The sequence below is a fragment of the Ochrobactrum sp. C6C9 genome, from assembly GCF_022627935.1.
Taxonomy (GTDB): domain Bacteria; phylum Pseudomonadota; class Alphaproteobacteria; order Rhizobiales; family Rhizobiaceae; genus Brucella; species Brucella teleogrylli.
Map to the genome: position 1 here is coordinate 73,598 of NZ_JABXGB010000015.1, position 14,225 is coordinate 87,822.

The window sequence follows — 14,225 nt, forward strand, 5'->3', positions numbered from 1 at the left end:
ATCGGGAGGAGGACGCATTCACACTTGCGGGAACGCATCGGGAATATTGAAGGATCAGCTACAACTTTATAGCCCTAGCGTCAAACTTCACCGGAGACCTCGCGCCGTCTGCGGTCCAGCTCTTCGCTATAGCGCCTGAGCGTATGCGCTTCACTCAACAGGCCCATGACCTTGCGTTCCTGCGCATTGTTGACCACGGCGAGCGCTTCGCTTTCGGAACGGTCAAACCGCACGACAGCTTCCTTTGCGTTCATTTGCGGCAACAGGAATTCATCCTGATACTTCAAAAGCTCGCTGATGCTGTGGTTTTCCGAACTGTCGAAACTGTCGGCATAGACTTCCGGCACGGGGATCATGCCGACATAGCGTCCTTGCGCGTCCACCGCGATGACCCGCTGGGTGGAACCAAGCGGGAAATCGTGGCGGAAGGTTTCGATATCCGTGTCGATCAGCACGGTGCGCACATCGTGACGCATCATGCGGCTGACGGTCAGATTGCGTATCCAGCCAATATCATGCGCCGAGCGGATGGCTTCGCCGCGCAGGTGGAAGCGCCAGGTGGCGAAGGAGTAGCCGAAGGTCTTGCGGACCATCAGCGAGGAGGACACGACAGCACCCAGCACCAGCATGGAAATCGGAAAATCGCCGGTCAGTTCCAGCGCCAGAAACGTCATGGTCATGGGGCCGCCGACGATGGCGACGGCCAGTGATGACATGCCGATCACCGCATAGACTTCCGGCGCAAGCGTCAGGCTGGTTGGCAGCACCACGCCCGCGACCGCCGCGAAAAGCTTGCCGGTCAATGCGCCCAGAAACAGCGATGCGAAGAACAGACCGCCGCGAAAGCCGGAGCCGATGGAAATCGCCGAGGCCAGCGATTTCGTCAGGATCAGCAACAGCAGCGCCGAGATGGTAATATTCGCATTCAGATCGAGATGCAGCGCGCCATGGCCGGACGCCAGCACCTGCGGCGAGAAGAAGGCGATCAGACCGACGATGGCCCCGCCGATAGCCGGTGTCAGTACATTGGGCAGAAAACTGCGCCGGGTGATTTGCTCGACGAATGTTACGCCGCGCATGATCAAAATGGCGATCCCTGCCGAAACAAAGCCCAGCAGCAATGCGGGCACGTAATCGCGTGGGGTGATGGCGTCGATGTTGCCGATATCGATCAGAAAAGGTGTGCCCCCAATGGCCTGCGTCACCAAAGTGCCGACAATCGCCGCGACGACCACCGGGGCCAGTGTGGCGATGGAATAAACGCCAATGATAAGCTCGAATGCATAAAATGCGCCGGTGAGGGGCGCGTTGAACGCGCTGGCAATGGCCGCTGCCGCACCGCAGCCGACCAGCGTACGCAAGTCGGCCCGGCGCAGTTTGAGCGCGCGCCCGATGCGCGATGCGAAACCGCTGGCAAGCTGTGTATAGGCGGCCTCCAGGCCAACCGAAGCGCCAAAGCCGTTGGAAATCAGGTTTTGCCCGACGAGAATAAAGCTATCGGTGAGTGACAGGCGACCGCCATGCAAGGCATTGGCTTCGATGGGATCGACGATGGGGCGCTTGCGCCAACGCGCCAGCACCCAGATGATAATCCCCATAAGAATGCCGCCAGCCAGCGGCGCGATGAAGGCGCTGGGATAAAGCTGCGCCGCAGAACTGAGCTTTTCGCCGGGTTCCAGCGCAAACAGCGCCTGATGCATCCATTGCGATATGCCGCCGATGGCCGCAACGGCAAGGCCGGATATGATACCGATCACCACACCCGCGATGACGAGACCGATTTCGCTGCCGCGCACAACGGCGCGCATGCGGAAGGGAACGAAGAACACCCTCAAATAACGGTTATGGCGCAGTTCTGCGAAATTCATATGCAAAAACCTGACAGGCGCGGTTCGGTCGGCTCAGTTGCCTCGAAGGCTGATTGTTCGCAAATCATAGCCGGAAAGGGATAACCAAGCCTTATTGGAGACGACGCATTACCCGTCGGCCTTTGCATTTCGATGACGGCGTTAAGATGGCAGTCATGAAATTGTTCCGCATCGTTTGAAAGGAAAAAGCCCGGAAAGCCGGGACTTTGTTGCCTTTTTAAGAAAAGGTTTACGATTTCAATACCTTGGCGTTAACGCCATATTTACCCTACCCGGTAACCATAAGGACAAGTTTTCGCGTCCACAGGTAATCGAGTATCCCATGTCCCTAGTACGTCTTGCCCATGAGTTGCCCATCGAGGCCCCGCGTACCGCCTGGCTCGACTCCATCATCAAGGGTGATTGCGTTTCCGCTCTGGAGCGCCTGCCGGATCATTCCGTCGATGTCATCTTTGCCGATCCGCCCTACAATCTTCAGCTGGGTGGCGATCTGCATCGCCCGGATCAGTCGATGGTCAGCGCCGTTGACGATCATTGGGACCAGTTCGAAAGCTTTCAGGCCTATGACGCCTTCACCCGCGCCTGGCTTCTGGCCTGCCGCCGCGTTTTGAAGCCGAATGGCACGATATGGGTTATCGGCTCCTATCACAATATTTTCCGCGTCGGCACGCAGTTGCAGGATCTGGGCTTCTGGCTCCTCAATGACGTGATCTGGCGCAAAACCAATCCGATGCCGAACTTCCGCGGACGCCGTTTCCAGAACGCGCATGAGACGCTGATCTGGGCATCGCGCGACCAGAAGGGCAAAGGCTACACCTTCAATTATGAAGCGATGAAAGCCGCCAATGACGATGTGCAGATGCGCTCGGACTGGCTGTTTCCGATCTGCACGGGTTCAGAACGCCTGAAGGACGAGAACGGTGACAAGGTTCATCCGACGCAGAAGCCGGAAGCGCTTCTGGCCCGCATCATGATGGCTTCGAGCAAGCCGGGAGACGTTATTCTCGACCCATTCTTCGGTTCTGGCACGACCGGCGCGGTGGCCAAGCGTCTCGGACGCCATTTTGTCGGTATCGAACGCGAACAGACCTATATCGACGCCGCAACCGCTCGCATCGATGCAGTCGAGACGCTCGGCAAGGCCGAACTGACCGTCATGACCGGCAAGCGCGCTGAACCGCGTGTGGCTTTCACCAGCGTGCTGGAAGCAGGTCTCTTACGTCCGGGAACGGTTCTTTGCGATGCGCGCCGCCGCTTTGCAGCGATCGTTCGCGCTGACGGCACGCTGGCCGCCAATGGCGAAGCTGGTTCGATCCATCGTATCGGCGCCAAGGTGCAAGGGTTCGACGCCTGCAATGGCTGGACCTTCTGGCATTTTGAAGAAGAAGGCTTGCTGAAACCTATCGACGATCTGCGCAAAGTCATCCGCGACGAGATGGCGGCAGCAGGCGCCTGAGCATAATTCTCATCGGACGGCCTCCAGCAAAGTCTGATCATGGAGCGCCCGGAGCGAATGCTTCGGGCGTTTTCGCTTTTATCAGAACGTAAGGCCGAGGGACTTCAGGTCGACGGCGAGTTTGGGTGCACCGGTGAAATGAACGGCCTGCCAGCCGGCAGCTTTTGCGCCGTCCACATTATGCAGCGAGTCATCGATGAACAGCGTTGCCGCCGGGTCAAGGTCGAACGCCGCGACATGCGCGTCGTAGATTTCCCGGTCGGGTTTCAGCATCTTCACGTCGCCCGAAACGGTGACACCCCGGCTTTCCGTCAGAAAAGGAAACCGGACCTGCGCTTCGCGGAAGGTGTCTGAGGCGAAATTGGTCAGCATGGTGACATCGTTCCCCGAGGCGATCAGCCCGCGCAGAATGGCGACACTTTCATCATAGGCATGCGGCACCATGCGCGACCAGTTTTGCCGGAAAGCCAGAATCTGCTCGCGCCATTCCGGGTGGGTGCCGATCAACAGCGCTTCGGCATCCTGCCAGCTGCGCCCGCGATCCTGTTCGACATTCCACGGACCCGTGCAGACCGTTTCCAGAAACCAGCGCCGCCGCTCGGTGTCGGGAATGATGTCGAGATAGGCCAGTTCCGGATCGTAGTGGATGAGAACCTTGCCGATATCGAAAACGACATGTTTGATTGGAGAGATCACGGTTTCTTCCTTTTGGGTTTGCTAGCCTGCTTGAAGGCATCCGGCACCGCTGCTGCGATGGCTTTCTTCATCACAGTGGGCAGGGCTTCTCCCGCGAGTTCGTCGGGTGCCGACCACCAGCCGTTTGCGGCCAAACGCTCGCTCACATTCTCGGCGCGGTAGACCGAGAGGCGCAATTCGAAATGGGTGAAGACATGGGTAATGCTGCCCGCCGGTTTCCATGAAGCCGGGAAGGGGGCCGCGTTGACGGTCGCGTCGCCATCAATACGCGCGGTCCACGGGCTGCCCGGCACTTCCGTCATGCCCGCAAGCAGGCCTTCGCCTTTTCGCTTGCGCAGAAAGATTGCACCGTCTCCGCTCATGGCAACGAAAGCCGCACCAGTGCGGATCGGCTTTTCCGCCTTCGGCGCCTTGACCGGAAATTCCTCCGGGTCGCGGGTGGCGAGTGCGATGCAGTTATCATTGACCGGGCAAATCGCGCAGGCGGGTCTGCGCGTTGTGCAGATCGTTGCGCCGAGATCCATCATCGCCTGTGCAAAGTCGCCGGGGCGGTCTGACGGTGTCATCTCGGCCATCAGGGCGCGGATTTGCGGTTTGGCGGCTGGCAGCGGCGTGTCGATGGCATAGAGCCGCGAAATGACGCGCTCGACATTGCCGTCCACCACTGCGGCATTTTCGCCGAAGGCAATTGCGGCGATCGCTGCCGATGTGTAGTCGCCGATGCCGGGCAGTTCCTTCAGGGCTGCGGCGTTGCCTGGAAATTTGCCGCCATATTGTGCGGCAACGAGGTCGGCGCATTTCTTGAGGTTGCGGGCGCGGGAATAGTAACCAAGCCCGGCCCATGCGCGCAGAATATCGTCTTCGCTGGCGTTCGCCATGGCGCGCACGTTCGGCCAGCGTGCGACGAAAGCGGTGAAATAGGATTTCACGGCCTCAACAGTCGTCTGTTGAAGCATGATTTCCGAAAGCCAGACCCGGTAAGGATCGGGCCGTATGCCGCGCGTCTGTTCTGAGGGCGTCACGCGCCAGGGCAGAACACGGTGATGGCGATCATACCAGCTCAAAAGCTGGCCGCTGCGTGTGGAGCCGCTTTTGGCTTGAGGCGAAGCAGTGATCGGGCGGGCGGTGGAGTTCAAAGTCGCAGCGGCTTTCCAAAAAATGTCACGTTTACTGTAGTTGATAGAAAAAACAGCGATAGTGTAAAGCCAAACATTGTCAGCACTTGGCAAATGGGTCTGGCGCGTTACAAATCCTCCCATCGCGCTTTTGCCGTGGAAAGAGAATCAGTGATTAATTCCGTACCGGTTTATGTCATCAATCTCGCGCGTTCGCGAGACCGATGGGAGCGCCTGCAACAAAGCGCTGACGCGTTTTCGCTCGATCTGCGGCGCGTCGAGGCTGTGGAAGGCAAGCTGTTGCAGCCGGACGAGCTTGGCGATTTCGATGAGGCCGGTTTCCGACGCTGCCATGGCAAAATCGCCATGCCTGCCGAAATTGGTTGCTATTTCAGCCACATTAGCGCGCTTGAAGTCATCGCTGCGGCCCCGGAACCCTTTGCCGTTCTGGTCGAGGACGATGTCCTGTTTACGCCCGCTTTTATGCCCTTCGTTGAAAAAGCGATCCGAATCAGCGGTTGGGATGCGATCAAACTGGTCAATCACCGCACGGCGGCATTCCGGTCTTTCCGTCAAGTCGATGACGAGTTCGCGATCGGGCGTTGTCTGCATGGACCGCTGGGAAGCTCTGCTGCTTATATCGTGACACGGGAAGGGGCTGCGAAACTGCTGGCTGGGATACGCCCCATGCGGGTCCCTTACGATGTTGCACTTGAACGAGGATGGGCTGGCCATTACGAGATTTTCACTACCGACAAACCGGTGGTGGAATTCTCCGAGGTTGCTGTATCGACAATTGCACAGGGCCGTTCAGCTTACGCTAAAAAGCGATTGCCGCCATACAAAAGGCTAACTACGCTTTTTTTCAGGACTGCCGATTATGTCAGGCGAATCGTTTATGCACTTGCGAAGAGGAATCTCAGAGAGGCAACCGATTGAGTTATTTCAAAAAATCCTTTTTAGTTCGCCGCAGGGTAGATCCCTGGATTTTGGGCGTGGCCTCGGCGGCGATGCCTATCCGGGTCGGCCTCGGTCCTTTGATTTTATTCGTCTTTTCTTGCATCGGGATCTATATGGCTTGCGGCCGCCATGCGGTCGCGCGGCTCCATTGCAAGAAATTCTATATTTTCATTCTGCTTTATGCGGCCTGGTCGCTTGGGCTGATCCTGTTTCGCGGTGAACCGTTCAACGATAACCGTCAGATCGGCTATACGCTGCTGATTGCGGTTTTCGCCTTTGCAGGCTCCGGCATGGCTTTGATCCGCGACCCGCTGCGCGCCTATGTGCTTGGCGCGCGCGTCGGCGTCCTCGTCGCCACTATTGCTGCGCTGTATCTGGCGGTCACCGCTGGCGGACGTATCGGGATCGGCGGCAATCAGGCGGTTTTTGCCTTTGTTGTGGGCGTCTCGGCCATCTCGGCAGCGATACCTTTGCGCCAGGCATCGCGCTATCTCCCGAACGGGCCGCACTGGCTCGTGCTTGGTCTGGCGGCGGTTTTGACCTCCGAAACCCGGGCCGTGATCGTGGTTCTGCCTATCTTTGCTGCGATTGAAATCATTTTCTTTCTGAAGCGTTTCAGCATCCGCCAGCAGGGGAGTGTTTACGCCGCGCTGGGCGTTGCTTTGGCGGCGCTGGTTGTCGTCGGTCCTGTCGGCGACATCATTTCGAAGCGCTTTTCGGGCATGATCGAATATTACGACACCGGTGACAGCAAGCAGTGGGAAGACAAGATTTCTGCCGATATTCGTGAGGTGCTGTGGAAAAGCTCCAGCAAGATCATCGTGCAGCATCCGATTGCGGGCATCGGTTCCTATTCCAAAATGAATGAGGTGCGGACGGAAGCGGGCGAACAGGCTCCGATGCTGGCTGGTTTCCGCCATGTGCACAATACTGTTCTCGACGAATTGCTGAATGACGGTATCATCGGCCTGATCTTCATGACCGGTGCCTTCCTGTCCATTTTCGTCTATCTGTGGCGAACCGCAGATAGCTGGGCAATGCGCAGAGCCCTGATCTATTTCGCTATCGTCTCAGGCAGTTACGGCATGCTGCACAATCCGCTGCTGCACGAAGTCACGATTTCGTCGACCATGTTCTTCCTTGCGGCGCTGAATGCAGCCGCGTCCCGCCGGGTCATGGCCGCACGGCGCGCCGGACTTGAAATGTGCGTATTCGGAAAGAAGTCGATTGCATGAAAGCGATAGTAACGGGGGCCGCCGGTTTCATCGGATACCACACGGCGCAACGCCTGCTGGACGAAGGCTGGCAGGTTGTCGGCATCGATAATGTCAATGACTACTATCAGGTCGAGCTGAAGGAAACGCGGCTCGCCAAGCTCCTCGCACGCGACGGCTTTCGTTTTGCCAAAGCCGATATTGCGGATGCGGAAGCGATCAAGACTGCCATTGGCGCGGACAGGGATTCCGATGTGATCGTGCATCTGGCCGCGCAGGCGGGCGTGCGTTATTCCATCGAAAACCCGGCTGCCTATGTTTCGGCCAATGTCATGGGGCAGGTCAATATTTTCGAGACCGCGCTGAAGCTCGGGAAGCGCCCGCCTGTGGTCTATGCCAGTTCGTCTTCGGTTTATGGCGCAAACGAGAAAATTCCTTTTTCGGAAAGCGATCCGGTCAATCATCCGGTATCGGTCTATGCCGCGACGAAGCGCTCGGGCGAACTTTTGGCTTTTTCCTACAGCCATGTGCACAAGCTGCATTCGACGGGCCTGCGGTTCTTCACGGTTTACGGCCCCTTTGGACGACCGGATATGGCGCCATGGCTTTTCACTTCGGCGATCCTGAAAGGGGAGCCCATCCGCGTTTTCAACAATGGCGAGATGCAGCGCGATTTTACGTTCGTGGAGGATATCGTCAGCGGCGTTGTCGGCGCCGTGAAACGCATTCTGGAAAAGCCGGAGGAAACCGCGCCGGTCTATAATCTCGGCAACAACCGCCCGGTCATGCTCAATGATTTCATTGCGGCAATCGAGAAGGCGACGGGTAGGGACGCGATCCGCAGGCTTGAACCGATGCCTGCCGCAGACGTTCCGCGCACCTATGCGGATATCACGCTGGCCGCCCGCGATCTGGGTTTCAGCCCCAAAACGACGCTCGATGAAGGTATTCCTTTGTTTGTGGAGTGGTTTCGCGGCTATAATGGAGCGCGATGAGCGAGCCAAAATCAAAACGCGGATTTCGACCGCTGGCGGATATGACCTCGGGTCTGATGGACCCGATGCTCCAGAAACGTGCGGGCATCAATCTCTCGCTCCTGCAATCCTGGGAAGATATCGTCGGCCCGGCCATTGGCGCCACATCGCGCCCGTTGCGTATTCTCTGGCCGCGTCGCCTGCATGAAGATGACCCGTTCAAGCCTGCCACGCTGATCATCGCCTGCGAAGGTTTTGTCGCCTTACAGATCCAGCACGAGACGGGCGAAATCATCAGTCGCGTCAACGGCTTTCTTGGCTTTTCGGCCATCGGGCGCATCCGCATCGAGCAAAAGCCGCCCGCTATACCGGCCAAGCGCCGGGCCAAGCGGCTTGCTCCGCTGGCCCCTTCGGAAGAGCGCCGGATCGACAAGGCAACGGACGGTATCGAGGATGATGCCTTGCGGGCGGCATTAGCGCGGCTTGGCAAGAATATTCTGGCGGAAAAGCGCAGTTCCGGCAAAAAGACGGATTAAGCTCAGTGCGTTGCCAGAAACTTCCTGCAATTGCAAAAACGCTTAATTGCGATACAAGCCGCCATAAATTTGATGCAAGGCTTCGGCAGTTTGCAGCGAGTTGAAGCAAGAACTGGGCTAGTCGTTCTGCATATGGAAACAATATCGGCGCTCTGCTGACTTTCATGTGAACGATGCGGGTCTGGCGAATATTTCTCTGCCGCCTTAGATTATATATCGAACAACCAAATGAAACAGGACTGGATGATTCGGATGCCTGCAGTACTTAATCGCAGACACGTCATTTCTCTCGCTGGATCGGCTGCTGCCGGCCTGGCTTTTGCAGGAGCTTCTGCAACGGGCGCTCTGGCGCAGGACCGTGCCCCGGAAGGCACTGTCGATGCGGCGAAGATCGCCGAGCCGGGCAAGCTCAAGGATATGGTCTACGGCAAGGCCGATGCACCGGTGACGATCATCGAATATGCATCGCTGACCTGCCCGCATTGCGCCGAATTCACGATCAATACTTTCCCGAAAATCAAGGAAAAATATATCGATACAGGCAAGGCGCGGCTCATCTTCCGCGAATTCCCATTCGATCCGCGCGCAACGGCTGCTTTCATGCTGGCGCGCTGCGCCCCGGAAGACCGCTATTTCCCGATGGTCGACGTGTTCTTCAAGCAGCAGCAACAGTGGGCAACCGCCGAAGATGGTGAAGCCGCCCTGCTGCAAATCGCAAAACTTGCCGGTTTTACACAGGAGTCCTTCAAGGCTTGCTTGACGAACCAGCAAGTTCTCGATGATGTGAGAGCCACGATGGAACGTGGATCGAAGGATTATGGAGTCAACGCGACGCCAACCTTCTTCATCAACGGCCAAAAATACGCTGGAGCCCTTTCGGTTGACGAAATGTCGGCAATCATCGACAAGCTTCTCTGACCCGTTTTCCCGGATGAAAAGCGGACGCATCACTGCGTCCGCTTTTGTCGTTTCTGGAATGGGCGATAAAACTGGGGGCGCTTGCTGATGCGCTTCTCCAAATTGCGCCTTGTCGGTTTCAAGTCCTTCGTCGAGCCGATGGAGTTCGTCATCGAAGGCGGGCTGACCGGCGTCGTCGGGCCGAATGGCTGCGGCAAATCCAATCTTGTCGAAGCTCTGCGCTGGGTGATGGGTGAAAACTCATACAAGAACATGCGCGCTTCCGGCATGGACGATGTCATTTTCTCCGGTTCTGCCACGCGCCCGGCGCGCAATACGGCGGAAGTGACGCTTTTCCTCGACAATTCCGACCGCACGGCTCCCGCGAGCTATAATGACGCCGATGAGTTGCAGGTGTCGCGCCGTATCGAGCGCGAGGCAGGCTCCGTCTATCGCATCAATGGCAAGGAAGCTCGCGCCAAGGATGTGCAGTTGCTCTTTGCGGATCAATCGACCGGCGCGCGTTCGCCGTCCATGGTCGGGCAGGGGCGCATCGGCGAACTCATTCAGGCAAAACCACAGGCACGCCGTGCGCTTCTGGAAGAAGCTGCCGGTATTTCCGGCCTCCATACGCGTCGCCATGAAGCGGAATTGCGCTTGCGTGCTGCCGAGGGCAATCTCGACCGTCTTGACGATGTGGTCGGCGAGTTGGGTAGCCAGATCGAAAGCCTGAAGCGTCAGGCGCGTCAGGCCAACCGTTTCAAGGCGCTGTCCGCCGATATCCGCCGTGCGGAAGCCGCCTTGCTGCATCTGCGCTGGAGCCAGGCCAAAGCGCAGGAAGGCGAGGCACAAAGCGCCTTGTCGGCTGCGACCGCGACTGTCGGCGATATGGCGAAGGCGCAGATGAACGCGGCTCGCGATCAGGCGGTCGGCGCGCATATGCTGCCGGAACTGCGCGAGGCCGAAGCCAAGGCTGCCGCCGCCTTGCAGCGCCTATCAATTGCCCGCACCCAACTGGACGAAGAGGACGGACGCATTCGCGCCCGCCGCGCCGAGCTGATGAAGCGGCTAGAACAGCTGACTGCCGACATTGCTCGTGAAGAGCAGATGGTGCGCGAGAATGCCGATATTCTGGCGAAGCTGGAAGAAGAAGAACAGGAACTGGTCGCCTCCAACGAAGCATCGGGCGAGCGCGACGAGGAATTGCGTGCGCTGTTCGAAGAGGCGGAAATTCGCCTGACCGATAGCGAAGGCGCGCTGGCGCGGGTGACCGCCGAACGGGCGGAAGCGACCGCCGAACGGGCGCAGATCGAACGCGCTTTGAAGGAAACACAGGATCGCCGCGACCGCCTTGCCGTGCAGATGGACGCCATCGAGCGCGATATTGCCACTGTCGTCCAGCAGATCGGCGGTCTGTTCGACCCGGCTGAAAAGCGCATCGTGGTTGATGCCTGTGCGGATGCGCTTGCTGCGGCAGAAGAAGCGGTTGTTGCGGCAGAAGAACTGGTCGCAGGCGCACGCGAAGTCGAAGCGGCAAGCCGTCAGCCTCTGAACGAAGCGCGCACGGAACTGAACCGCATCGAGACCGAAGCGCAGACGCTGGCGCGTATTCTCAATGCTGGCGAAACCGGCCTGTTTCCGCCGGTGGTGGAAGAGCTGCGCGTTGAAAAGGGTTATGAAATCGCCCTCGGCGCGGCCTTGGGTGAAGACCTCGACGCGGCAAGCGACGACAATGCACCGGTCTATTGGGCTTATAATCCGGCACCGGAAGCCGATCCGGCCTTGCCACAAGGGGCGACGCCGCTCGACCGCTTGGTCGATGGGCCGCAGCAATTGCGCCGCAGGCTGGCCCAAGTCGGCGTTGTGTCGGACAGTGATGGTCAGCGATTGCAGGCGCTTTTGCGTCCCGGCCAGCGGCTGGTGAGCAAGGCCGGTGCGCTGTGGCGCTGGGATGGTTACACGGCAAGCGCCGATGCGCCGACACCGGCAGCACAACGTCTGGCACAGAAGAACCGCCTGAGCGAACTGGAGCAGGAATCGGTTGTCGCCCGCAACGGCGTCGATGAGGCCGAACAGGCAGTGCGCCGCGCCGAAGCTTCGGTGCGCGAAGCCGTTGAACATGAGCGTGTCGCCCGCGATCAGTGGCGCACCAATCAGCGCAAGCTGGACGAGGCGCGTGAAGCGCTGGCGGTCGCCGAGCGTGCGGCAGGGCAGCTTGCAACCCGCCGTTCGGCTCTGGACGAATCCAAGGCGCGGCTGGAAGAAAATCTGGAAGAAGCGCAGATCCGCGTCGCGGAAGCGGAAGACCGGCTCGGTGAAATGCCGGATCTGGAGGCCATTGCGCAACGCCTTGCAGCGCTGACGAGCGAAGTCCTCTCCGACCGCACGGCTTTGGCCGAAGCACGCGCCGCTTATGAAGGGCTGCGTCGCGAAGCCGAAGCGCGGTTGCGCCGTCTGGACATGATTGCGCTGGAGCGACGCAACTGGATTTCGCGCGCGGAAAATGCCGACCGGCAGATTGCGTCGCTGAACGACCGTCGCGCCGAGACGGCAGACGAGGCGGAAGGTCTGGCCGAAGCGCCGGACGAGATCGAGGCCCGCCGTCGGGCGCTGTTGAACGAGCTTTCCCTGGCGGATGATCGTCGTAAAGAAGCCGCTGATATTCTGGCCGCGGCTGAGACCGCGCAGGCCGAACTCGACAAGGCCGCGACGCTTGCCATTCAGCATCTGGCATCAAGTCGCGAGCAGCGTGCTCGCGCCGAAGAACGTCTTGCCGCAGCCGAAGAGCGGCGCAAGGACGCGGAAGCCCGTATCGTTGAGGCGCTGAACTGTGCGCCGCATGAAGCGATCCGCCATACCGGGCTGAAGGCCGATGATGCTATTCCTGACCCCGATCAGCTGGAACGCCAGCTGGAGCGGCTCAAGATCGAGCGCGAGCGGCTTGGCGCGGTGAACCTGCGCGCGGAAGAGGAAAGCCAGGAGCTTTCGGACCGTCTCGACGCGATCGTATCCGAGCGAGAGGATGTCATTGAGGCGATCAAGAAATTGCGTCAGGCGATCCAGAGCCTGAACCGCGAAGGACGCGAGCGTCTGCTGGCTGCTTTCGAGGTGGTGAATGTGCAGTTCCAGCGCCTGTTCACGCATCTGTTCGGCGGCGGCACGGCGGAACTGCAACTGATCGAAAGCGACGATCCGCTGGAAGCCGGGCTTGAAATTCTCGCCCGTCCACCCGGGAAAAAGCCGCAGACCATGACGCTGCTGTCAGGCGGCGAGCAGGCGCTGACGGCGATGGCGCTGATCTTTGCGGTGTTTCTCACCAATCCGGCGCCGATCTGCGTGCTGGACGAAGTGGACGCGCCACTCGACGACCACAATGTTGAGCGCTATTGCAATCTGATGGATGAGATGGCGGCTTCAACCGAAACGCGTTTCGTGGTCATCACGCATAATCCGATCACCATGGCGCGTATGAATCGTCTGTTCGGCGTCACCATGGGCGAACAGGGCGTCAGCCAGCTGGTTTCGGTCGATCTGCAAACGGCGGAACGCCTGCGCGAAGCGAGCTAAAAACACAATCTGTGCGGAGGACCGGCATGAGCGGTGATCACGACCACGGAGATGTCAGCGATACGCCGCTACCAAGGCTATGGATCGCGTTTGCTATAACCAGCCTTTTCATGATCATCGAGATCATCGGCAGTTTCGTCACCGGCAGTTTGGCGCTGTTATCCGACGCCATGCATATGGCGACGGACAGTTTTGCGCTGCTTCTTGCCCTGATCGCCATATATCTTGGCCGCCGGGCCGCCGATATCCTTCGCACCTACGGCTATGCCCGGTTCGAAATCCTTGCCGCGACGGTCAATGCACTTCTGCTGCTCGGCGTGGCTTTCTATATCCTCTATGAAGCCTATGTGCGTCTTTCAAGTCCAGCCGATGTGCAATCGGTTGGCATGATGGTCGTCGCCGTGATCGGGCTGGTGATCAACCTGATATCGATGAGGGTCTTGATGGGGCACAAGGATCAAAGCCTAAACGTCAAGGGCGCTTATCTCGAGGTCTGGGCGGATATGCTGGGCTCTGTCGGCGTGATCGTCGGCGCTGCGATCATTTATCTGACCGGATGGGAATGGGTGGATTCGGTGATCGCCATCGGTATCGGGTTCATGGTCTTTCCGCGCACATGGGTGCTGCTCAAGGAATGCATCAATATCCTGCTGGAAGGCGTCCCTGCGGGACTCGACCTCAACGACTTGCAGAAAGCCGTGCTGGCTGTACCGGGTGTGGCGACCCTCCACGACCTTCATGTCTGGTCGCTCACCAAGAACCAGCAATCCCTGACCGCCCATATTGTGCTGGCCGACGGCGCGGAGGGCGAAACCGTGCGCCGCGCGGTCGAGCAGGTCTTGCAGGAGAAATACGATCTCGACCACACCACCTTGCAGATGGAAACAGTCGATCGCGCTTCTGCCGAGCACATTCATTGACGCTCGGTAGTCTACCGCCACA

Annotated in this window: 11 protein-coding genes; 8 read left to right on the top strand and 3 right to left on the bottom strand. The window is 58.9% G+C overall.

Going from position 1 to position 14,225, the window contains the following annotated elements; genetic code table 11:
• Positions 1–80: 80 nt before the first annotated feature.
• Entirely contained in the window at positions 81–1,868 is a 1,788-nt protein-coding gene (locus HWD97_RS13790) for a chloride channel protein (RefSeq protein WP_124915221.1), read from the bottom strand.
• A gap of 322 nt (positions 1,869–2,190) precedes the next feature.
• Here HWD97_RS13790 and HWD97_RS13795 point away from each other — a divergent pair, with 322 nt between their 5' ends.
• Positions 2,191–3,324 carry a site-specific DNA-methyltransferase gene (locus tag HWD97_RS13795; RefSeq protein ID WP_371835131.1) on the top strand — a complete coding sequence of 378 codons (1,134 nt, stop codon included), beginning with the start codon at positions 2,191–2,193 and terminating at the stop codon, positions 3,322–3,324.
• A gap of 81 nt (positions 3,325–3,405) precedes the next feature.
• Here the strand turns inward: HWD97_RS13795 and HWD97_RS13800 are convergent, their stop codons facing one another.
• Both HWD97_RS13800 and mutY read right to left on the bottom strand, forming a co-directional pair.
• On the bottom strand, positions 3,406–4,020 hold the full coding sequence (locus HWD97_RS13800; RefSeq protein ID WP_339439919.1) for an HAD family phosphatase: 615 nt from the start codon (positions 4,018–4,020) through the stop codon (positions 3,406–3,408).
• On the bottom strand, positions 4,017–5,135 hold the full coding sequence (mutY, locus tag HWD97_RS13805) for an A/G-specific adenine glycosylase (RefSeq protein WP_371835156.1): 1,119 nt from the start codon (positions 5,133–5,135) through the stop codon (positions 4,017–4,019). Before mutY ends, HWD97_RS13800 begins: the two co-directional genes overlap by 4 nt.
• Here mutY and HWD97_RS13810 point away from each other — a divergent pair.
• From HWD97_RS13810 to HWD97_RS13840, 7 genes are all read left to right on the top strand, one after another.
• On the top strand, positions 5,064–6,074 hold the full coding sequence (locus HWD97_RS13810; RefSeq protein WP_235858909.1) for a glycosyltransferase family 25 protein: 1,011 nt from the start codon (positions 5,064–5,066) through the stop codon (positions 6,072–6,074). The two genes, mutY and HWD97_RS13810, sit on opposite strands and share 72 nt — an antisense overlap.
• Positions 6,075–6,208: 134 nt before the next feature.
• The gene (locus HWD97_RS13815) at positions 6,209–7,330 is read left to right on the top strand and encodes an O-antigen ligase family protein (RefSeq protein WP_371835132.1); all 1,122 of its coding nucleotides are present in this window, start codon (positions 6,209–6,211) and stop codon (positions 7,328–7,330) included.
• On the top strand, positions 7,327–8,304 hold the full coding sequence (locus HWD97_RS13820) for an SDR family NAD(P)-dependent oxidoreductase (protein WP_371835133.1): 978 nt from the start codon (positions 7,327–7,329) through the stop codon (positions 8,302–8,304). Before HWD97_RS13815 ends, HWD97_RS13820 begins: the two co-directional genes overlap by 4 nt.
• On the top strand, positions 8,301–8,819 hold the full coding sequence (locus tag HWD97_RS13825) for a DUF721 domain-containing protein (protein ID WP_371835134.1): 519 nt from the start codon (positions 8,301–8,303) through the stop codon (positions 8,817–8,819). The genes HWD97_RS13820 and HWD97_RS13825 overlap by 4 nt, the downstream gene beginning before the upstream one ends.
• 252 nt (positions 8,820–9,071) lie before the next feature.
• Positions 9,072–9,737, top strand: coding sequence for a DsbA family protein (locus HWD97_RS13830; RefSeq protein WP_109370185.1), 666 nt, complete (start codon positions 9,072–9,074; stop codon positions 9,735–9,737).
• Positions 9,738–9,824: 87 nt separating this feature from the next.
• Positions 9,825–13,283 carry a chromosome segregation protein SMC gene (gene smc / locus HWD97_RS13835; RefSeq protein WP_371835135.1) on the top strand — a complete coding sequence of 1,153 codons (3,459 nt, stop codon included), beginning with the start codon at positions 9,825–9,827 and terminating at the stop codon, positions 13,281–13,283.
• Positions 13,284–13,309: 26 nt separating this feature from the next.
• The gene (locus HWD97_RS13840) at positions 13,310–14,203 is read left to right on the top strand and encodes a cation diffusion facilitator family transporter (protein WP_339439913.1); all 894 of its coding nucleotides are present in this window, start codon (positions 13,310–13,312) and stop codon (positions 14,201–14,203) included.
• Positions 14,204–14,225 lie beyond the last annotated feature (22 nt).

Bases quoted from the DNA above. Each gene is read 5' to 3' on its own strand.
- HWD97_RS13795 (WP_371835131.1), top strand. From the start codon at position 2,191: ATGTCCCTAGTACGTCTTGCCCATGAGTTGCCCATCGAGGCCCCGCGT.
- HWD97_RS13840 (WP_339439913.1), top strand. From the start codon at position 13,310: ATGAGCGGTGATCACGACCACGGAGATGTCAGCGATACGCCGCTACCA.
- smc (WP_371835135.1), top strand. From the start codon at position 9,825: ATGCGCTTCTCCAAATTGCGCCTTGTCGGTTTCAAGTCCTTCGTCGAG.
- HWD97_RS13825 (WP_371835134.1), top strand. From the start codon at position 8,301: ATGAGCGAGCCAAAATCAAAACGCGGATTTCGACCGCTGGCGGATATG.
- HWD97_RS13830 (WP_109370185.1), top strand. From the start codon at position 9,072: ATGCCTGCAGTACTTAATCGCAGACACGTCATTTCTCTCGCTGGATCG.
- HWD97_RS13815 (WP_371835132.1), top strand. From the start codon at position 6,209: ATGGCTTGCGGCCGCCATGCGGTCGCGCGGCTCCATTGCAAGAAATTC.
- HWD97_RS13810 (WP_235858909.1), top strand. From the start codon at position 5,064: ATGGCGATCATACCAGCTCAAAAGCTGGCCGCTGCGTGTGGAGCCGCT.
- HWD97_RS13790 (WP_124915221.1), bottom strand. From the start codon at position 1,868: ATGAATTTCGCAGAACTGCGCCATAACCGTTATTTGAGGGTGTTCTTC.
- HWD97_RS13820 (WP_371835133.1), top strand. From the start codon at position 7,327: ATGAAAGCGATAGTAACGGGGGCCGCCGGTTTCATCGGATACCACACG.